At 67.6% G+C, this 19886-nt stretch carries 12 protein-coding genes and 2 pseudogenes; 7 read left to right on the top strand and 7 right to left on the bottom strand.

All coding sequences use genetic code 11. The features are described 5' to 3' along the window. The first annotated feature begins 46 nt into the window (after nucleotides 1-46). The 4 genes and pseudogenes from BO996_RS07225 (at nucleotide 47) to BO996_RS30030 (ending at nucleotide 4409) form a co-directional block, all read left to right on the top strand. Nucleotides 47-816 (top strand): annotated as a pseudogene (locus BO996_RS07225) (class II aldolase/adducin family protein). Nucleotides 817-968: 152 nt separating this feature from the next. Then, entirely contained in the window at nucleotides 969-1898 is a 930-nt protein-coding gene (locus BO996_RS07230; protein WP_047217427.1) for a 2-hydroxyacid dehydrogenase, read from the top strand. 69 nt (nucleotides 1899-1967) lie between these two features. Further along, on the top strand, nucleotides 1968-2978 hold the full coding sequence (locus BO996_RS07235; RefSeq protein ID WP_071954391.1) for a tripartite tricarboxylate transporter substrate binding protein: 1011 nt from the start codon (nucleotides 1968-1970) through the stop codon (nucleotides 2976-2978). 250 nt (nucleotides 2979-3228) lie between these two features. Further along, nucleotides 3229-4409 (top strand): annotated as a pseudogene (locus BO996_RS30030) (integrase core domain-containing protein). A 551-nt stretch (nucleotides 4410-4960) separates the two neighbouring features. Here the strand turns inward: BO996_RS30030 and BO996_RS07245 are convergent. Continuing rightward, the gene (locus tag BO996_RS07245) at nucleotides 4961-5980 is read right to left on the bottom strand and encodes a GlxA family transcriptional regulator (protein WP_071954392.1); all 1020 of its coding nucleotides are present in this window, start codon (nucleotides 5978-5980) and stop codon (nucleotides 4961-4963) included. A 96-nt stretch (nucleotides 5981-6076) separates the two neighbouring features. Here BO996_RS07245 and BO996_RS07250 point away from each other — a divergent pair, with 96 nt between their 5' ends. Further along, nucleotides 6077-7453, top strand: coding sequence for an amidohydrolase (locus tag BO996_RS07250; protein WP_071954393.1), 1377 nt, complete (start codon nucleotides 6077-6079; stop codon nucleotides 7451-7453). Nucleotides 7454-7618: 165 nt separating this feature from the next. Here BO996_RS07250 and BO996_RS07255 read toward each other — a convergent pair whose 3' ends face one another. Next, the gene (locus BO996_RS07255; protein ID WP_034390445.1) at nucleotides 7619-8188 is read right to left on the bottom strand and encodes a VUT family protein; all 570 of its coding nucleotides are present in this window, start codon (nucleotides 8186-8188) and stop codon (nucleotides 7619-7621) included. Next, on the bottom strand, nucleotides 8185-9969 hold the full coding sequence (locus tag BO996_RS07260) for an NAD(P)/FAD-dependent oxidoreductase (RefSeq protein WP_071954394.1): 1785 nt from the start codon (nucleotides 9967-9969) through the stop codon (nucleotides 8185-8187). The genes BO996_RS07255 and BO996_RS07260 overlap by 4 nt, the downstream gene beginning before the upstream one ends. 325 nt (nucleotides 9970-10294) lie before the next feature. On the opposite strand from BO996_RS07260, the gene ggt reads away from it, so the two are divergent. Then, nucleotides 10295-12283: a gamma-glutamyltransferase gene (ggt, locus tag BO996_RS07265; RefSeq protein WP_071954395.1), complete on the top strand. Its 1989-nt coding sequence runs from the start codon at nucleotides 10295-10297 to the stop codon at nucleotides 12281-12283. A gap of 776 nt (nucleotides 12284-13059) precedes the next feature. On the opposite strand, the gene BO996_RS07270 is transcribed toward ggt, so the two are convergent. Beyond that, nucleotides 13060-14603 (bottom strand): IS3 family transposase gene (locus BO996_RS07270; protein WP_232240478.1). Its coding sequence is split into 2 segments (ribosomal slippage): nucleotides 13060-14135 and nucleotides 14135-14603, totalling 1545 coding nucleotides; the frame shifts between segments, so codons are not numbered across the junction. Nucleotides 14604-15006: 403 nt separating this feature from the next. Between BO996_RS07270 and BO996_RS07280 the strand changes: the two genes are divergently transcribed. Beyond that, nucleotides 15007-15963, top strand: a complete 957-nt coding sequence (locus BO996_RS07280) for a tripartite tricarboxylate transporter substrate binding protein (RefSeq protein ID WP_012203366.1) — start codon at nucleotides 15007-15009, stop codon at nucleotides 15961-15963. Nucleotides 15964-15968: 5 nt separating this feature from the next. On the opposite strand, the gene BO996_RS07285 is transcribed toward BO996_RS07280, so the two are convergent. Genes BO996_RS07285 through pcaB form a run of 3 tightly spaced genes read right to left on the bottom strand, consistent with a single transcriptional unit; the run spans nucleotide 15969 to nucleotide 19826 of the window. Further along, nucleotides 15969-17402, bottom strand: coding sequence for a class II fumarate hydratase (locus tag BO996_RS07285; protein ID WP_071954398.1), 1434 nt, complete (start codon nucleotides 17400-17402; stop codon nucleotides 15969-15971). A 4-nt stretch (nucleotides 17403-17406) separates the two neighbouring features. Then, on the bottom strand, nucleotides 17407-18399 hold the full coding sequence (locus BO996_RS07290; protein ID WP_012203368.1) for a tripartite tricarboxylate transporter substrate-binding protein: 993 nt from the start codon (nucleotides 18397-18399) through the stop codon (nucleotides 17407-17409). Between the two features lie 44 nt (nucleotides 18400-18443). Next, nucleotides 18444-19826, bottom strand: a complete 1383-nt coding sequence (gene pcaB / locus BO996_RS07295) for a 3-carboxy-cis,cis-muconate cycloisomerase (RefSeq protein WP_071954399.1) — start codon at nucleotides 19824-19826, stop codon at nucleotides 18444-18446. Between the last annotated feature and the right edge of the window lie 60 nt (nucleotides 19827-19886).

Genomic DNA, 19886 nt, shown 5'->3' on the forward strand with positions numbered 1-19886 from the left:
TTCTCCAAACGATGTCCACCACGATGTCCACCAAGAGGTACACCCCATGAGCAACGACACCACGATGTCCGAGGTCCGCCGCCAGGTGACGGCCGAGGAATGGCAGACCCGCATCGAGCTGGCCGCCGCCTACCGGCTGGTCGCCCACTTCGGCTGGGACGACCTGATCTTCACCCACATCTCGGCGCGCGTGCCGGGCCAGCCCGACCAGTTCCTGATCAACCCCTACGGCATGCTGTTCGACGAGATCACCGCGTCCAGCCTGGTCAAGGTCGATCACGAAGGCCGGCCGCTGATGGAGACCGAATACGACGTCAACCCGGCCGGCTTCGTCATCCACAGCGCCATCCACGACGGCCGTCCCGAGGTGCAGTGCGTGCTGCACACGCACACGCGCTACGGCGTGGCCGTCTCGGCGCAGAAGGGGGGCTGCTGCCCATCTCCCAGCAGTCCATCTTCCCGCTGGCGCGCCTGGCCTACCACGACTACGAAGGCGTGGCCCTGCGTGACGACGAGAAGCCGCGCCTGGTCGATGACCTGGGCGCCAGCAACTTCCTCATCCTGCGCAACCACGGCCTGCTGACCTGCGGCCGCAACGTGGCCGAGGCCGTGCTGGCCATGTACACGCTGGAGTCGGCCTGCCGCATCCAGATCCTGGCGCAGTCGGGCGGCGGCGAGCTCACGCGCATCCCGCAGGACATCATTGCCGACGCGGTCAACCAGTCGCGCCAGGTCACCAAGGGCAAGGGCGCAGGCCTGGCCTGGCCCGGCCTGCTGCGCCGTCTTGATCGAATCGATCCAAGTTATAAGGACTAACACCCCCTGAGTCGCTGCGCGCCTTCCCCCTCTCTCGCTTCGCGGGAGGGGGACGACACCCTCGCTGCGGGGCGGCCCTTGCTTGGTGTCCCGCGCTTGGGCTGTTGCTGTTTCGCAGGCAGCGAACAGTGCTCAGATTCATGGAGAAATCAATGGGAATTCTGGTCAATATCCACCCGAGCATGGGCGCGCCCATCGTCGATTCGCTGCGCGCGCTGGCGCCCGGCGTGCAGGTCTGGGGCCACCGCGAAGAGGCGCCGGCCGACGCGGTCGAGGCCATGCTCGCCTGGAGCCTCAAGCCGGGCGTGCTGCCGGCCTATCCGGGCCTGAAGCTGCTGTGCGCGCCCAGCGCGGGCGTGGACAAGCTGCTGGCCGTGCCCGACCTGCCGGCCGGCCTGCCCGTGGCGCGCACGGTCGATCCGCAGCAGCATGTGGAGATCGCCCAGTACGTGGTCGGCACCGCGCTGCGCCACACGCGCGAGCTGGACCTGTTCGCGCGCCAGCAGCAGGCCGGCGACTGGCTGCGCCGCCCCGTGCGCGCCAGTGCAGACTGCCGCGTGGGCATCCTGGGCCTGGGCGAGGTCGGCCGCTTCGTGGCCGGCGCCATGCAGGCCATCGGCTACCCCGTCGCAGGCTGGAGCCGCAGCGCCAAGAGCATTGCAGGCCTGGCCACGCACAGCGGTGCCGAAGGTCTGAAGCAACTGCTGTCCACCAGCGACATCCTGGTCTGCGCCTTGCCGCTCACGCCCGAGACGCGCGACCTGCTGGACCGCAGAACCCTGTCCCTGCTGCCGCGTGGCGCCTACTTCATCAACGTGGGGCGCGGCGAACAGGTGGTGGAAGACGACCTGCTGGCCCTGCTCGACGAAGACCACCTGGCAGGCGCCGCGCTGGACGTGCTGCGCGACGAGCCGCCCCAGCCCGGCAACAAGGTCTGGGGCCATCCCAAGGCCTTCGTCACGCCGCACATCGCGGCCCAGGCCTCGGCCGACACCGTGGCGCGCCAGTGCCTGGAGAACCTGCGCCGCCTGCGCGCGGGCGAGCCGCTGCTCAACCTTGTGGATGTGGCGCGGGGGTATTGAGCCTTGTTTTCCACCAAACGCCGCGCTGTTGCGCGGCGTTTTTTTCCCTTAGAAGAACCCAGAGACACCATGCCTTCGACTTCCCGCCGCGGCTTTTTGCAATCGACCGCTGCCGCCGCTGCAGCAGCCACCACTGCAGCAGCCACCACCGTGCTAGCCCCCTCGGCCTGGGCCCAGAGCCCCTGGCCCTCCAAGCCCATCCGCATCATCGTTCCGTACACGGCAGGCGGCTTCACCGACCAGATGGCGCGCCTGCTGCAGGTCGGCCTGCAAAAGGCCCTGGGCCAGCCCGTCATCGTGGAGAACAAGCCCGGCGCCAACAGCATCATCGGCGTGGACCAGATCGCCAAGGCCGCGCCGGACGGGCACACCTTCGGCGTGGTCATCGCGGCCTATGCGGCCAACACCACGCTCTATCCCAAGCTGCCCTACAACCCGAAGAAGGACCTGGTCGGCGTCTCGCTCATGGGCGTCTCGCCCCTGGTCGCTGCCGTGGCCATGAACGCGCCCTTCAAGACCACGCCCGAGCTGATCGCCTATGCCAAGGCCAATCCCGGCAAGGTGGGCTTCGGCTCCTCGGGCAGCGGCTCCAGCGCCCACCTGACCACCGAGCTGATGAAGCTGCTCACCAGGACGGACATGGTCCACGTGCCCTACAAGGGCGCCGCGCCTGCGCTGGCCGACCTCATGGGCGGCCAGATCCCGCTGTTCCTGGACCCGCCGCCCAACCTCATCCAGCCCGCCAAGGCGGGCCGCATCCGCCTCATCGGCGTGGCCAGCGACAAGCGCCTGGCCGCGCTGCCCGACGTGCCCACCTTCGTGGAGCAGGGCTACGACGGCCTGCTGGGCAGCACCTGGGCGGCCATGATCGCGCCGGCCGGCGTGCCGCGCGAGATCGTGCAGCGCATGTCCGCCGAGGTGTCGCGCATCATCCGCAGTGCCGAGGTGTCGCAGCGGCTGGAGCAGGTGATGGGGACGTTTGCGGAGGGGTCCACGCCTGAGGAGTGCGATCGGTTCATTGCTGCCGAGACGGAGAAGTGGGGGAGGGTGATTCGGGAGGCGAAGGTGACGGTGGACTAGGTTTTGCTGGTCCGTTGATCCTTTTGTTCGTCGGTCTGTTTTTCTGTCTTTGCCCCTGCCGGGTGGTTGTTTTTCGAGGCCGGGTTTCGGCCCGGCGGCCGACCCGCTTTCTTGTCGCGCGACAAGAAAGCGGGGCAAAGAAGCGCGCCCCGGTACGACTCACACTCATAGGTGACACATCAGTACAAGGACATGGGTAACAGATCCAAGCTTGGCAGCTGGAGCCAACAGCAGCCAAGGAGCGATCACCATGCCCTGGAAGGAGTGCGCACCCATGGACGAGAAACTGGTCTTCATAGCCGACCATCTGCGCAGTGGCGTGCCGCTGAGCGAGCTGTGCAGGCGCTACGGCATCAGCCGCAAGACGGCCTACAAGTGGGTTGAGCGTTACCGCCAACTGGGCATGGATGGATTGCAAGAGCGCAGTCGCAGGCCCCACGGGAACAATCAGGCGATCAGCTATGCACAGCGCCGGGCCATCATTGAGTTGCGCACGCAGCAAAGGTCACAGATGGGGCCCAAGAAGCTGCACGCTTTGCTCCTGCAGCGTTGGGGCCCACAGGAGACACCCAGCAAAACCACCATCTACAACGTGCTGAAGGCTGAGGGGCTTGTTTGCAGCAGGCGTGTACGCAGACGCTCGGTGCCTACGGCCCAGCCCTTGCGAACGAGCAAGCAGCCCAATGGAGTGCAGACTACAAAGGCCAGTTCAAGACAGCCGATGGTCACTGGTGCTATCCATTGACCATCATGGACCACGCCAGCCGCTATTTGCTGGCCGTACATGTCTACGACAGCCCCAACTACGAGGATGCCAAACGCAGCTTCGAACAGGTGTTTCGGCAATACGGACTGCCCGAGCGCATACGCAGTGACAACGGTCCGCCATTCGCGACTACTGGCGTGGCGGGCCTGTCACGCCTGGCGATATGGTGGATAAGGCTGGGCATCAGGCCGGAGCGCATCGAGAGGGGCAAGCCACAGCAAAACGGTCGCCACGAGCGGATGCACCGCACGCTCAAGCATGCCCTGGGCAAAGAGCCTGCGGCGGACAAAGCGGCATTGCAGATGCAGCTCGATGCCTTTGTGGAGCACTACAACCAGCAGCGCCCGCATGAGGCCTTGCAGCAAAGCATGCCGGCCCAGCATTACAGCGACTCGACCAGGCCATACCCCTCAAAGCTACCCGAGCTGCAGTACCCGAAGCATTGGGAAAGAGTTCGAGTCAGCCACAACGGCCTGATTTACTGGCGAGCGCTGCGGGTCTACATCGGCTACCTGCTGGCGGGGCAGTGGATCGGGATGCAGGAGGTGGCCGCTGGCCAGTGGGATGTGTATCTGGGGCCGGTGCGACTGGGCTGCTTCAACGAAGAGGATGTGCGAGGACCCCAGAAGGACTATGTGAGCTTGAAGTGTTACCCATGTCTGTGAGCTGAGTTGTTACCCATGTCCTTGACACGTACAACCCGGATGTCCGCGACCCCTTCGCTTCGCTGCGGGGCAACCTGCGTCGTGGCGGCTGCGGGGTTCGCCGTGAAACTCACTTCGCGCTGCGCGCTACGTTCAAACAATCACGGCGAGTCAGATAACGAAGCAAGCCTGTCCTTCGGCAGGCTTGCCACCCCGCATCCCGCCCAACGCAGGCGTGGGCAGAAGGGGGGAGGTTGGGGAACAGCCAACAGCCGGCGCCATCGCTCCGCTCGGCTTCAAACCGGGGCCGAGCGAAGCGAAGGCCCGTTCCAACTCCCCGTATGTCAGCGCCTGCGGCGTGGCGGTTGCGGAGTTCACGCAGTGAACGCAGCGAGTTCCGCAGCGAACCCCGCAACCGCCACGACGCAGGTTGCCCGCAGCGAAGCGGAGGGTCGCGGACATCCGGGTCGCCTTCTTTGATCTGACCTTTCTTGGCGAATCAAGAAAGGGCAGTCGGCTGCCGGGCCGAGACCCGGCCTCGAAAAGAACCCCCCCGGCAGGGGCAAAAACAATCAAGCAGCCCCCACCCTCCACCGCCTCCTCGGCGCCCTCAGCGCATGCCTTTCCCGATAGGCCGCAGGCGCCATCCCCACATACCGCAAGAACACCCGCCGAAAGGCAGAGGCATCCCCATACCCGCAGGCCAGCGCCACGGACGGCACGCTCTCCAGCGTGATCTCCAGCAGCACCCGGGCCCGCGCGCAGCGCAGGCGGTGCAGGTGGTCCAGCGGGCTGTGGCCCAGTTCCTGCTGGAAGTGGCGCAGCAGGGTGCGCGGGCTGGTGGATGCCGCGTCCGCGAGGGCCTGCAGGTCATAGGGCTGCTCCACGCGCGCCTCCAGCCAGGCGATGGCGTGGGCCAGCACGCTGTTGCGTGTGGCGGGAATGCGGCGGTCCTGCAGGGCGGCGCGGGTGGCGCGTTCACGCTGGGCATCGGGCTGCAGCACGGCGGCCAGCGCTGCGGCCAGGTCGTCGCCGAAGGCATGGCGTGTGAGCGCGACGGCCATGGGGGCCAGGGCTTCGGGGTGGGAGGCGCTGAGCCAGGGCCTGTCGTCCACGAAGGGCTGGCCCTCGGCCAGTTCGATGCCCGGGAAGTCCAGGCCGAAGCCACCCATGAAATACCAGGGCAGGGCCACAAGCCGGCCCTGGCAGCGGCCGCCCGCTGCCGCAAACCAGGCGGCGCTGCCCAGCGTGCATACGGCCAGGCCCTGGTCGAAGGCCGTGGTGATGCGCCGGGTGAGGGCAGGATGCGCGGCGACGATGTCGCGGATGGAGGGAATGTCGGGGCAGTGCAGCGCGCTCACGAAGACGGCCTGCGCGGGTCCCTCGGCTGCCGCGCCTTCGGCCGCATGCGGCATGGCAGGCAGGGGACGGCCCTGGCCGTCGACCCAGCGCCAGCCAAAGCGCGGTGCGCGCCGGCCCAGGCGCAGGCTGGCGACCAGGTTGGCGCTGCGCAGCATCTCCACCAGGTGCGCGGCATGGCCGATGGCGCTGTGCTCCAGGCAGGGCAGCTCGATGATGAAGGCTCGGGGCATGGCGGTTCTGGCTCCTCGAATGGCGATTTTGACGTGCCCGTCATACGTGCTTCACTTTTAGCATGGCTGCTTGTGCCACTTTCCAGGACCACGAAGATGCTCCACACCAGCGCCGAGACAAAGCCTTCCTCCTTCCCGCGCACAGGCCTGCGCTCCATCGCCCTGGCCGGGCTGCTGGCCTGCGGCCTGCCACTGGCGGCCAGCGCCCAGGGGCTCGATGCACAGGGCCTGGCGGCCCTGGATGCCGCCATCCAGCCGCTGGCGCCCAAGATGGTGGATTGGCGCCGCGACATCCACCAGCACCCTGAACTGTCGGGGCAGGAAGAACGCACGGCCAAGCTGGTGGCCGATCACCTGCGCCGCCTGGGCATGGAGGTGCAGACCGGCGTGGGCGGCACGGGCGTGGTGGGCGTGCTGCGCGGCGGCCAGCCGGGCAAGACCGTGGCGCTGCGTGCCGACATGGATGCGCTGCCCGTGGCCGAGAAGACCGGCCTGCCCTTTGCCTCCAAGGCCAAGGCCCAGTACATGGGCAAGGAGGTTTCGGTCATGCATGCCTGCGGGCACGATGCCCACGTGGCCATGCTCATGGGCGCGGCCGAGGCGCTGGCCGGCATGCGCGCGAAGCTGCCCGGCACGGTGAAGTTCATCTTCCAGCCCGCCGAGGAAGGCGCCCCGGTGGAGGCCGATGCCCACGGCCATGTGCCCAGCTTCGGCGCCAAGGCCATGGTGGAGGCCGGCGTGCTCAAGGACGTGCAGGCCATCTACGGCCTGCACATCACGGCCAACCTGCCCTCGGGCATGGTGGGCTATCGCAGCGGGCCGCTGATGGCGGGTTCGGACAGCCTGAGCATCCAGGTCGAGGGCCGGGGCGGCCATGGCTCGTCGCCGTGGAATGCGGTCGATCCCATCGTCGCGGCCAGCCAGGTGGTGCTGGGCCTGCAGACCGTGGTCAGCCGCCAGCTCAACATCAGCCTGGAGCCGGCCGTGCTGACGATCGGCTCCATCCAGGGCGGCACGCGCTACAACATCATCCCGGACAACGTGGAGATGCAGGGCACGCTGCGCACCTTCGACGAGGACATGCGCCAGGAGGCGCACAAGCGCATCACCGCCACGGCCGAGCAGATCGCGGCCTCCAGCGGCGCCAAGGCCAAGGTGCGTTTCGGTCCCGTGGCCTATCCGGTGACCACCAACCCCGCCGCGCTGACCGAAGCCTCGCTGCCCGCGCTCAAGCTGGCCATGGGCGGCAAGGCCATGGTGATTCCCAAGGTCAGCGGCTCCGAGGATTTCTCGGAATTCCAGAAGGTGGTGCCGGGCTTCTTCTACTTCCTGGGCGCGCCGCCGGCAGGCCAGGACTTTGCCAAGGCACCGTCCAACCACTCGCCGCTGTTCGACATCGACGAGAAGCAACTGCCCACGGGCGCGCGTTCACTGGCCGCGCTGGCCGTGGACTACCTGCAGCGCAACCCATAGTTATTGGACTCCCCGGAGCGGCGGACGCCGCTTCCCGTTGCACGGCGTCCCCTCTCTCGCCGCGCGGGAGGGGGACGGCACCCTCGCTGCGGGGCGGCGCGGCCGGCGTAGGCCCTTGCTCGGTACCCCTGGCTTGAGATCGAGTCCGTGCGAACCGCGTCGGCTTTATTTGGCGCTAGCGATTGCCGATGGGCCTTTCCACCACCGGGCGATGGCTAGCCGGAAGGGCAGCAGCAGCGCCACGCCCAGCACCAGCTTGACGCCCAGGTCGCCCAGGGCCCAGGTCACCCAGGGCTCGGCGGCGCCTGCGAAGGCGATGCTCCAGAACAGGAAGGTGTCCAGGCAGGCGGCCAGCAGCGTGGCCACCAGGGGTGCACGCCACCAGCGGCCTGCACGCAGGCGGTGGAACACGCCGATGTCCAGCCACTGCGAGGCAATGAAGGCCGCGCCCGAGGCCAGCGCGATGCGCGGCGGCGCCAGCACCAGCGAGGCGGCAACGGCCACGGCAAAGCCCACCCAGGCCACGCGCCGGGCCTGCTGCGGGCCGAAGCTGCGGTTGACCAGCTCGCTCACCAGGAAGGCGAACGGATAGGTGATGGCACCCCAGGTCAGCCAGTCGTTGATGGCGTACTGCACCAGGATGTTGGACGACAGCACCACCACGCCCATGGCCGCAATGGCGGCCAGCAGCTGGGTGCGCGAGGGGGCGGCGAAACGGTGCGGACGCGGTGTCATGCTGCGCCACCGGAGCCGCGTGCGCCCGACGAGGGCAGGGGCAGCCCGAGGATGGCGCAGGCCACGGCCTCGCCCACCTTGACGCCGTCCACGCCGGCCGACAGGATGCCGCCCGCGTAGCTGGCGCCTTCGCCGGCCGGGTACAGGCCGCGCGTGTTCAGGCTGTGGAAGTCCGCGCCGCGCTCGATCTTCACGGGCGAGGAGGTGCGCGTTTCCACGCCGGTGAGCACGGCGTCGTGCATGTCGTAGCCGCGGATCTTCTTGCCGAAGGCGGGCAGCGCCTCGCGCATGGCCTCGATGGCGTAGGCCGGCAGCACGTGGTGCAGGTTGGTCAGCGTGATGCCGGGCTGGTAGGAGGGCTCGACCTCGCCCAGCGCGGCCGATTCCTTGCCCGCGATGAAGTCGCCCACCAGCTGGCCCGGCGCGTTGTAGTTGCGTCCGCCCAGCAGGTAGGCCTTGGTCTCCAGCTGGCGCTGCAGCACGATGCCCGACAGCGGGTGCAGCTCGCCGTCCTTGAGGTCTTCCACGCCATGGGTCTTGCCGTCGAAGGCCCAGGCAAAGCTCTTGGCATCGCGCGGATAGTCGGAGGGGTCGATGGCGCAGACCATGCCCGCGTTGGCATTGCGCTCGGCGCGCGAGTACTGGCTCATGCCGTTGGTGACCACGCGCTCGGGCTCGCTGGTGGCCGCCACCACGGTGCCGCCCGGGCACATGCAAAAGCTGTAGACCGCGCGCCCGTTGCTGGCGTGGTGCACCAGCTTGTAGTCGGCCGCGCCCAGCAGCGGGTGGCCGGCATGCCTGCCCCAGCGCGCCCGGTCGATCAGGCCCTGCGGATGCTCGATGCGAAAGCCCACCGAGAACGGCTTGGCCTCCATGTGCACGCCGCGTTCGTAGAACATGGCGAAGGTGTCGCGCGAGCTGTGGCCCAGGGCCATCACGGCATGGTCGGTCTCCAGCCACTGGCGCTCGCCGCTGTCCTGGTCCAGCACCTCCAGGGCGGTGAGATGGCGGTCCTCGCCCTCGCCCTCGATGCGCATGTCACACACGCGCTGGCCGAAGCGGATCTCGCCGCCCAGGCGGATGATTTCCTCGCGGATGCCCTCGACGACCTTCACCAGCTTGAAGGTGCCGATGTGCGGGTGCGCGGCATAGAGGATCTCGGGCGGTGCGCCGTGGGTGACGAATTCCTGCATCACCTTGCGGCCCAGGTGGCGCGGGTCCTTGATCTGGCTGTAGAGCTTGCCGTCGGAGAAGGTGCCTGCGCCGCCTTCGCCGAACTGCACATTGGACTCGGGCACCAGCTCGCGCTTGCGCCACAGGCCCCAGGTGTCCTGGGTGCGCTCGCGCACCGAGCGGCCGCGCTCAATCACGATGGGTCTGAAGCCCATCTGTGCCAGCACCAGGGCCGCAAAGATGCCGCAGGGCCCGAAGCCCACCACCACGGGCCGGCGCGCCAGATCGGCAGGCGCCTGGCCCACGGCATGCCAGCGCATGTCGGGCGTGGGGTTCACATGGGCATGGCTGGAGAACTGCTCCAGCAGCGCGGCTTCCTGGCTCTCGTCGGCCAGCGTCAGGTCGACGATGTAGACGGCCAGCAGCTCGGCCTTGCGCGCATCGAAGCTGCGCTTGTGCACGTGCACGGAGGCAATGGCCTCCTCGGCAATGCCCAGCTGGCGCGCAGCCAGGGCGCGCAGCGGCTCCAGGGGCAGATATTCGGTGTGGCTGTCGGGGTGGTATTGCACCGCCGACAGGGGCAGTTTCAGTTCAGAGACGCGGATCATGGCTTGTACCTATCAAGCAGAGGGCCGGCGATGGTAAGCCAAAGTGGGCGACCGCACAGGCTGCGGGCCGCACAGCCTTGGGGTGTGCTCGGGTTCGGATTTTCCGCCAGATATTTCTGGTGCTGGTGTCGTCCCGATCCGGGCACGGACCTTGCATGCAGGGCCGGCCATCCGCGAGCGGGGTCCTTCAGTCCCGCTCTGATGGGGTGGCTGCATCTGCGCGAAGTGGTGGTGGAACGGATGTAAGCTCGCGGCAAGCCTGCGGGCGGGTGCTGCCCCAGGTGAACAAGATCAACGCATTCCACGCACCACAAGGAGACATTTCATGAAGCAACCCCCTTCCAGGCAACGCCTGCCTGCATGGCAGTGGATCGGCCTTGCGGCCGCCACGCCGCTGTTCCTCGCATCGTGCGGAGGCGGTGGCAATGGCGGATCGGGCCAGGACGACCTGGCCGCCTGTGCCATCACCTCGGGCGATGGCAGCGTGGTCGTGGGCTCGGGCCTGCCCGGTGATCCGGCCGCACCCGAACCCTCGTCGGGCTACCGCCTCGGCAAGAAGGCCCTGCACACCTCCAAGTACATGGTGGTCACGGCCAACCCGCTGGCGTCCAAGGCGGGTTGCGAGGTGCTCAAGTCCGGCGGCTCGGCCGTGGATGCGGCCGTGGCCGTGCAGATGGTGCTGGGCCTGGTGGAGCCGCAGTCCAGCGGCATCGGCGGTGGCGCCTTCATGCTCTACCGCGATGCAGCCACGGGCAAGGTCGTGGCCTATGACGGCCGCGAGACCGCGCCGGCCGCCGCCACCGAAAACTACCTGCGCTACGTGGACGACACCGCCGACCAGACCGCGCCCAAGCCCTCGGCGCGCGCCAGCGGCCGCTCCATCGGCACGCCAGGCGTGGTGCGCATGCTGGAACTCGCGCACAAGGACTACGGCAAGACCGCGTGGCCCCAGCTGTTCAATTCGGGCATCGACCTGGCCAGCAAGGGCTTTCCCATCAGCGGCCGCATGGCTGCGGCGCTGGACGGCTCCAAGGTAGAACTGGCGCGAGACGCCGATGCCGCCAAGCTCTACTTCGATGCCCAGGGCAAGCCGCTGGCGCTGGGCGCCAAGTTCGTCAACCAGCCCTATGCCGACACGCTGCGCAGCATCGCCAATGGCGGTGCCGATGCCTTCTACCGTGGCGACCTGGCCCAGGCCATCGTCAGCAAGGTGGGCGTGACGCAGACCGTCTCGGACGGCGCCCCCATCACCCCCGGCAAGACCACGCTGCAGGATCTGGCCAGCTACGAGGCCAAGCGCCGCGAGGCCGTCTGCACCACCTACCGCGCGCGCTACATGGTCTGCAGCATGCCGCCGCCGTCGTCCGGCGGCATCGCCGTGGCACAGGCCATGGGCATTCTGGAGAACTTCGACCTCAAGGCCTATGCGCCCACTGCCATCGATGGCGAGGGCGGCAAGCCCTCGGTGATGGGCGTGCACCTGGTCAGCGAAGCCCTGCGCCTGGCCTATGCCGACCGTGACAAGTACGTGGCCGACACCGACTTCGTGCCCCTGCCCGGCGGCTCGCCGGCGCTGATGCTGGACAAGAGCTACCTGCGCCAGCGCGCCGCCCTCATCTCCACGACCAAGAGCATGGGCACGGCCCAGGCAGGCAACTTCGGCACGCCTTCGCAGGGAGTGGTCGATGTCAAGGAGGCCGGCACCACGCACATGAGCATCGTCGATGCCAAGGGCAACGCACTGAGCATGACGACCACGGTGGAGTCCAGCATGGGCTCCTTCCACGTCACGCGCGGCTTTGTGCTCAACAACCAGCTGACCGACTTCGCTGCCATCCCCAGCACCACCGAAGGCCCGGTCGCCAACCGCGTTCAGCCCGGCAAGCGCCCGCGCAGCTCCATGGCGCCCACGCTGGTGTTCGACCTGAAGACCGACGGCACCGCCGGCGACTTCAAGATGGCCACCGGCTCGCCGGGCGGCAGCACCATCATCCAGTACGTGACCAAGACCCTGGTCGGCGCGCTGGACTGGGGTCTGGATGCCCAGCAGGCCACATCGATGGTGGACTTCGGCGCGGCCAACAGCCCGACCACCAACGTGGGCGGCGAGCACCCCAACATCAACACGGCCAATGGCGGCAACGACGATCCGCTGGTCAGCGGCCTGCGTGCCCTGGGCCATGTGGTGTCCATCAGTGCGCAGTCCAGCGGCATCGGCACCATCTTGCGGGTGCAGCGCAATGGGCAGGCGCAGCTGGAAGGTGGGGCTGATCCACGCCGTGAAGGGCTTGTTTTGGGCGATACCGTTCGCTGATTTTGGTCTGATGATTGACTGATGAAGGCGCTGCTGGCAGGGATGCTGGTGGCGCTTTTCTTTTATGGGGTCCATAGCCTGCCCCTGCCGGGTGGTTGTTTTTCGAGGCCGGGTTTCGGCCCGGCGGCCGACCCGCTTTCTTGTCGCGCGACAAGAAAGCGGGGCAAAGAAGCGCGCCCCAAACTGCCCACGACCCTTCGCTTCGCTGCGGGCGACCTGCGTTGGGCGGGATGCGGGGTGTGCCGCAGAACTCGCTGCGCGCTGGCGCGCTTCGCTCAAACAACTGCGGCAAGTCAGATGACGAAGCAAGCCTGTCCTTCGGCAGGCTTGCCACCCCGCATCCCGCCCAACGCAGGCGTGGGCAGAAGGGGGGAGGCCGGGGATAGCCAACAGCCAACAGCCAACAGCCAACAGCCAACAGCCAACAGCCAACAGCCAACAGCCAACAGCCAACAGCCGGCGCCATCACTGCGTTCGGCTTCAAACCAGGGGCCGAGCGAAGCGAAGGCCCGGGCAAACTCCCCGTATGTCAGCGCCTGCGGCGTGGTGGTTGCGGGGTTGCAGTCCTGCCGAAGGACAGGACTGCTTCGTGATCTGACTCGCTGCGGTTGTCTGAGCGGCGCGCGAAGCGCAAAGCGAGTTCCGCAGCGAACCCCGCAACCGCCACGACGCAGGTTGCCCCGGAGCGAAGCGCAGGGGTCGCGGGCATTTGGGCGCGTTTCTTTGCCTACTTTCTTATCGCGCGGCGTGTGTAAAGGTAGTTGTCGCTTCAGTCGTCAGGCCACTCGCCTGCTTATCTCATGTTGCGCACGCTCCGGATTGAGGTACACCTCATCCGGCAGATGCCAGTTGCGCGGCCCTGCGCTCCAACGCTGTGGGTTGCGCTTTCTGGCCTGCGCGTACAGCTGCATGCGTTGCTGCAGCAACCGCCGGTCCTGCCTTCTGTGACGCTGGCCTGGCGTTACATACTTCAGCGCGCTGTGGCGATGCTCTTCGTTGTACCAATCTGCAAAGCGCAGCACCCATTGCCTGGCCTGCCGCACGTTGTCGAACGGGCGCTCGGGCCACAGCGGACAGTATTTGGCCGTGCGGAACAAGGCCTCGGCGTAGGCGTTGTCGTTGCTGACCCGAGGTCGGCTGTATGACGGCACCACACCCAGTGTCTGCATTGCCATCAGCAGGTCCGAGCCCTTCATTACCGAGCCATTGTCTGAGTGCAGCACCAACGGGCTACCTGCCGTTTGCTCACGCAGGCAGGCCTTGTGCAGCAGTTGGGATGCATGCTGCGAGGATTCGGCTTCGTGCACTTCATTGGCGATGAGCTTCCTGCTGTAGACATCCTTGACCATGTACCAGTAGAAGAAGCGGCCTTTGACGGTGCTGGGCATCCAGGTGATGTCCCAGCACCACAACTGGTTGGGTGCGTCCGCTCTGTGCGTGGTCAAGGGCCGCGCCACCGGCGCTTTGCTGCGTCCCCGTCGCCGGTTCATGCCAGCGGCCTTGAGCACGCGGTAGAACGTCGATTCGCTGGCCAAGTACAGGCCCTCGTCAGCCAGCTTGGGCACGATCTGGTGCGGCGTGAGACTGGCGCAGTCGGCACGGTTGGCGGCATCGAGCACAGCCTGACGCTCGGCTTCGCTGAGCTTGTTGGCGGGTTGTTCGTGTCGGGCACCTGGGCGTCCATCCGAGGGCCGGGTTCGCCAGCGCTGGATAGTCCGAAGACTCAGGCCCAGCACAGCACATGCCGGCCCTTGCCGGGCGCCACTGCCAATGGCTTCGTCGATCAACTCCATGGCCTGTTTGCGATCTTGGGTGTTGATCAGACGTCCTCGTCCTTGCCCCAGATCGCATCCGCTTTTTTTCTGAGAACCAGCAATGCGGCTGCCTCCGCCAACGCCTCGGTCTTGCGCTGCAGTTCCCGCTCGAGATTGCGTAACTGCTGCTGCGTGTCAGCGCTGATCACACGGCCCTGTTCATGTACAGGACCTGCACCGCCGTTGGCCTGCTCGCAGGCTTGGCGCCATTGCTGCAGCTGCTCGGGCAGGATGCCCCTGGTTCGGCAGTAAGTCGCGATCTCCTCTTCGCTGAGCGGCGCTGTCTGCAGGACAGCCTGGAATTTCCTGGTGCTGCTCCAGCGCTCCCTGGGCTGGCCAGCGGGCACGCATTGCCCTTCCTGGCGGGCCGCATCGCGCCAGGTGCGCAGGGTGACGGCAGTGATGCCGGTTTCTTTGGCCAGCTCAACCACGGTGCGGTTCAGCGGTGGCTTCATTTGCTCGAGTGCCCAGAGTTTTTGCTCGGGGGTGTAACGGATCTGCTTCATCTTGCGCTCTATGGTGCCGCCTGCTTTGCAAAGGGAAGCTGAGGCGACAACTATCCTGACATAGAGGGGCCGCCGGGCCGAAACCCGGCCTCGAAAAACAACCACCCGGCAGGGACAAAAAAGCATCCCTGAATGGCAGCCACTCTGAGGGCACACGCCCCATGACTGTCGCCTCAAAGACATGCCCCACCCACCCCAATGCGCGAAAAAACACCCCACCACCCCCCGCAAACCAAGCAACCACGCCACCCCCTGCTATAGAGCCATCAGTCCCGCACCCACGCTGCGCGTTTTCCCCACAAGCCCCAACGCTACGGGCTTGCCCGAATCCATGGTTGGCATGCATCCATCTAAATTGAACAGCAGCAAGTTCGATGGTCGTGAGCCTCTGAGGAAGATGGAAATGCAAAGACGAGTGTTTGGCGCATGGATGTGCGCATCGGTCCTGATGACGGGCGCAGCATGGGCGCAGGACAGCTATCCCAGCCGCCCCATCAGCCTGGTCGTGCCCTACGGCGCGGGCGGCGTGACCGACGTGGTGGCGCGTGCGCTGGCCCAGGGCATGGGCAAGCAGCTGGGGCAGACCGTGGTGATCGAGAACAAGCCCGGCGCAGGCGCGTCCATGGGCGTGATGGAGATGCGCACGGCCAAGCCCGATGGCTACCGCCTGACGCTGGCGCCCGTGAGCATCTTCCGCCAGCCCCACATCCAGAAGGTGCAGTACGACCCGGTGCGCGATCTCAGCTACATCGCCACCTACATGACCTATGACTTCGTGCTGGCCGTGCCCCAGGACTCGCCGTTCAAGACGGTGCAGGATCTGGTCGAGTTCGCCAAGAAGAATCCGGGCGCCGTGGACTACGGCACGCCGGGCAAGTTCACGGCCAACCATGTGGTGATGGCGCTGCTGGAGCAGGCCACGGGCGCACGCTTCACGCATGCGCCCTTCAAGGGCGATGCCGAGGCGCTGAACTCGCTGATGGCCGGCCACATCAAGTCCGGCGTGTACGCCAACACGGTGCTGCCGTACCTGAGCTCGGGCAAGCTGCGCGCCCTGGCATCGGCCTCCGAGGTGCGGCCCGAGGCCTTTGCCAACGTGCCCACGTTCCGCGAGGCCGGTTATGCCTTCGATGTGCCCTCGCCCCTGGGCATTGCCGGGCCGCGCGGCCTGCCGCCCGAGATCGTGCGCAAGCTCGAAGCCGCCATCAAGGCCGCCATGGACGACCCGGCCTTCCGCCAGGTCGTCGGCAACTACGGCGTGCGCACGCAGTTCCGCGGCAGCCAGGAGTACACGGCGTTCGCCAGGAAGGCGTTCGAGGACGAGAAGAAGATCGTGCAGAACATAGGCCTGGAGGATTGAGGCCGCTACGCGGGCGGCAGCCCGGCCATGGCCCGCAGGTCCACCAGCCGGTCGTACTCGGCCGCCGTGACCAGCCCCAGCTCCACGGCCGCCTCGCGCGGCGCAATGCCGCGCGCCATGGCCTCGCGCGTGATGCGTGCCACGGCGTCATAGCCCAGCACCGGGTTGAGCGCGGTGGCCTGCAGCAGCGAGTGGCTGACCTGTTGCTCCAGCCGCTCGGTGTGTGCCTGCAGGCCGGCCACCAGCTTCTCGGCAAACACGCGGCTGGCGTCGCCCAGCGCGCGCATGGCGCGCAGCAGGTGGTGGATCAGCACGGGCTTGGCCACGTTGAGCTCGAAGTGCCCGGCCGAGCCCGCCAGCGTGACGGTGAGGTGGTGGCCCATGGCCTGGTAGGCGGCCTGGACCACGACCTCGGCCACGGTCGGGTTGCGCTTGCCCGGCATGATGGAGGAGCTCAGCCCATCGTCGGGAAACACCAGCTCCCCCAGGCCGCAGCGCGGGCCTGAGCCCAGCAGGCGGATGTCATTGGCCATCTTGGCCAGCGAACCGGCCACCACGTTGAGCGCGCCCGAGACCTCGATGAGCGCATCGTGCGCGGCCATGCCTTCGAACTTGCAGGGGTTGGGCGTGACTGCCAGGCCCGTGAGCGCCTGTATCTCCTCGCAGAAGATCCGGTCGAATCCGGCCGGCGCGTTGAGTCCCGTGCCGGCCGCCGTGCCGCCCTGGGCCAGGCTCCACAGCCGGGGCTGGGTGGCCTGCAGCCGGTGGATGCCATGGCCCACCTGGTGGGCGAAGGTCTCGAAGCTCTGGCCCAGCGTCATGGGCACGGCGTCCATCAGGTGCGTGCGCGCCACCTTGAGCACGCCGGCAAAGGCCAGGGCGCGTTCCTGCAGGCGCTGCTGCAGCCGCTCCAGGGCGGGCAGCAGATGGTCGCGCAGCTCCAGCGCCGTGGCCAGGTGCATCACCGTGGGAAAGCTGTCGTTGGACGACTGCGAGGCATTGGCATGGTCGTTGGGGTGGACCGGGCTGCGCGTGCCCGGGGGCTGGCCCAGCATCTGGTTGGCGCGGTTGGCGATGACCTCGTTGGCATTCATGTTGGTCTGCGTGCCCGAGCCCGTCTGCCAGATGGTCAGCGGGAAATGCGCGTCCAGCAGGCCGTCGCGCAGTTCGGCGGCTGCGTCCTCAATGGCCGCGCCGCGCTCGTCGTCCAGCACGCCCAGGCGCCGGTTGGCGCGCGCTGCCGCCAGCTTCTGCAGCCCGAAGGCGCGGTACAGGCCCTGCGGAAAGCGCTCCTCGCCAATGGTGAACAGCTCCAGCGCACGCTGGGTCTGCGCGCCCCACAGTCGGTCGGCAGGGATGTGGACGGGGCCGAAGGCATCGTGCTCGATGCGGGTATGAGCTTGGGTCGGTGCCTGGGCCTGGGTGCGTGTCTGGTCCATGGGCTCAGTCCAGCGAGATCTTCGCGTCGGCTGCCACCTTGCGCCAGCGCTCCACCTCGGCGGCCGTGTGGCGTGCCAGGGCTTCGGGGGCGTATTGATCTGCGGGCAGCAGGCGTATGCCCTGGGCGGCCATCCTGTCGGTCCAGGCCTTGTCGGCCAGCGCCTTGGTGTAGGCCTGGTAGACCTTTTGCACCACGTCGCGCGGCGTGCCCTTGGGCGCGTAGATGCCGTACCAGGTGGCGGTCTCGAAGCCGGGCAGCAGCTTCTGGCCCAGCGCTGCCGCGCCCGGGAACTGGGGCATGGGCTTGTCCGAGGTGAGGGCGATGGCGCGTATGCGCTCGCCCGCCAGCTGGGGCAGGGCGGTGTTGGTCTGGTCGAACATGGCATCGACCTGGCCCGAGATCACATCGGTCATGGCCGGTGCCGCGCCCTTGTAGGCCACCTGGGTGATCTCCATCTGCGCGCGGCTGGCGAACAGCGCGGCCACCAGGTGCGAGGTCGATCCCACGCCCGCGTTGCCGAAGTTCAGCCGGCCCGGGTTCTGCTTGCCGAAGGCCACCAGCTCCTCGGCCGTCTTGTACGGGGAGTTCTTGCCCACCAGCAGCACCAGCGGCGTGTCGGGGAAGCGGAACACCGCCTCGAAGTCCTTGACCGGGTCATAGGCCAGCTTCTTGTACAGCGACGGCGCCGCGCCCATGTAGCCCATGTGGCCGACCAGGAAGCTGTAGCCGTCGGGCGCCGAGCGCGCCGCCTTGGCCGCGCCGATGGTGCCGCCCGCACCCGGAACGTTCTCGATGATGATCTGCTGGCCCAGCTGGGTGCTGGTGCGCTGGGCGATGTCGCGCGCCATGGCGTCCGTGGGGCCGCCGGCCGCGAAGGGCACGATCCAGGTCAGCGGCTTGGCGGGGTAGCCGCCCTGGGCGTGCGCGGCCAGGGCGAAGGTGGTGGCGGCCAGGGCAAGGGCCAGGCGTGGCAGGCGGGGAAGATGGAAAGGCATGGTGTTGTCTCCTGTAGTGCTGTGTTCTGTCCTGGGCCGGGGTGTCAGCGGCCGCTGGCTGTATGGGCGCGCGACAGCGCAAGGGCGCGGTCCACCATCTGCGGGGCCTCGCCCAGGTAGTTGCGCGGGTCGGTGAGGCGCTGCAGCGCCGCGCGGTCGAAATGGGCCGTGACTTCAGGCAGGCGGGCCAGCGCATCGGCCAGCGTGCCGCCCTCGGCGTTGACGCTGCGGCAGGCGGCATAGACGATGTCGTGTGCCTGCTGGCGGCCCGTGTGCGGGGCCAGGCCCATCATCACGGCCTCGGCCACGATCAGGCCGTCGGTCATGTCCAGGTTGCGGGCCATGCGTCCGGGATCGACGATGAGGCCGCCCAGCATGAAGCGCGCCTGGTGCAGGGCGCCGGCCGAGAGCACGAAGCTCTCGGGCAGGGCCACCCATTCGGCGTGCCAGGGGCCGGTGGCGCGCTCCAGGTCCTGGACCATGGCGTCCAGCATCAGGCCCGCATGCTGGCGCACGGCCTTGGAGGCGGCCAGCATCAGCTCGCTGGAGATGGCGTTGCGCTTTTGCGGCATGGTGCTGCTGGCGCCGCGCCCCGTGACGAAGGGCTCGAACACCTCGCCGAACTCGGTGGAGGACAGCAGCATCACGTCGTAGGCGATCTTGCCCAGCGAGCCGGTGACCAGGGCCAGGAAATTCACCGCTTCGGCCAGGCCGTCGCGCGCCACATGCCAGGTGGTGGCGGGCACGCCCAGGCCCAGTTCTTCCATCAGCAATTGCTGCACTTCCAGGCCCCGCCCGCTCAGCGAGGCCAGCGTGCCTGCCGCCCCCGCGAACTGGCCCACCAGCACGCGCGGGCGCAGTTCCTTCAGGCGCTGGGCATGGCGGTCGAACATGGCCAGCCAGATGGCGGCCTTGTAGCCGAAGGTGATGGGCAGGGCGTGCTGCAGGTGCGTGCGGCCGGCCATGGGCGTGTCGCGGTGGCGTTCTGCCAGGTCGGCCAGGATGGTGCGCAGCGCGGCGATGTCGGCATCGACCAGGTCCAGCGCATCGCGCACCTGCAGCACGGTGGCCGTGTCCATGATGTCCTGGGTGGTGGCGCCCCAGTGGATGTAGCGGCCTGCGTCGCCGCACTGTTTCACCAGCTGGTGCACCAGCGGCAGGATGGGGTAGCCGACAATGTCGGTTTCCTTGCGCAGCAGCTCGAAGTCCAGCGCGTCGAGGCTGCAGCGCTGCGCGATCTCATGTGCGGCCTCGGCCGGAATCACGCCGCAGCGGCCCTGGGCGCGCGCCAGCGCGACCTCGACCTCGATGTAGCGCGACACCAGCGCGCTGTCGGCGAAGATGGCGCGCATGGCGGGGGTGCCGAAGGCGTCGCGGAACAGCAGCGAATCGATGGCGGTGCTGGAGGTGAAGGACGGAAGGGTCATGGTGCGCAATTGCGATTAAGTTCGGACATATCGATATTTTTATTTATGTACGTACATTAC

Source organism: Delftia sp. HK171 (assembly GCF_001886655.1).
GTDB classification, from domain to species: domain Bacteria; phylum Pseudomonadota; class Gammaproteobacteria; order Burkholderiales; family Burkholderiaceae_C; genus Comamonas; species Comamonas acidovorans.

Excerpts from the sequence above, each read along its gene's own strand:
- BO996_RS07230 (WP_047217427.1), top strand. The coding sequence starts at position 969 with ATGGGAATTCTGGTCAATATCCACCCGAGCATGGGCGCGCCCATCGTC.
- BO996_RS07235 (WP_071954391.1), top strand. The coding sequence starts at position 1,968 with ATGCCTTCGACTTCCCGCCGCGGCTTTTTGCAATCGACCGCTGCCGCC.
- BO996_RS07245 (WP_071954392.1), bottom strand. The coding sequence starts at position 5,980 with ATGCCCCGAGCCTTCATCATCGAGCTGCCCTGCCTGGAGCACAGCGCC.
- BO996_RS07250 (WP_071954393.1), top strand. The coding sequence starts at position 6,077 with ATGCTCCACACCAGCGCCGAGACAAAGCCTTCCTCCTTCCCGCGCACA.
- BO996_RS07255 (WP_034390445.1), bottom strand. The coding sequence starts at position 8,188 with ATGACACCGCGTCCGCACCGTTTCGCCGCCCCCTCGCGCACCCAGCTG.
- BO996_RS07260 (WP_071954394.1), bottom strand. The coding sequence starts at position 9,969 with ATGATCCGCGTCTCTGAACTGAAACTGCCCCTGTCGGCGGTGCAATAC.
- ggt (WP_071954395.1), top strand. The coding sequence starts at position 10,295 with ATGAAGCAACCCCCTTCCAGGCAACGCCTGCCTGCATGGCAGTGGATC.
- BO996_RS07280 (WP_012203366.1), top strand. The coding sequence starts at position 15,007 with ATGCAAAGACGAGTGTTTGGCGCATGGATGTGCGCATCGGTCCTGATG.
- BO996_RS07285 (WP_071954398.1), bottom strand. The coding sequence starts at position 17,402 with ATGGACCAGACACGCACCCAGGCCCAGGCACCGACCCAAGCTCATACC.
- BO996_RS07290 (WP_012203368.1), bottom strand. The coding sequence starts at position 18,399 with ATGCCTTTCCATCTTCCCCGCCTGCCACGCCTGGCCCTTGCCCTGGCC.
- pcaB (WP_071954399.1), bottom strand. The coding sequence starts at position 19,826 with ATGACCCTTCCGTCCTTCACCTCCAGCACCGCCATCGATTCGCTGCTG.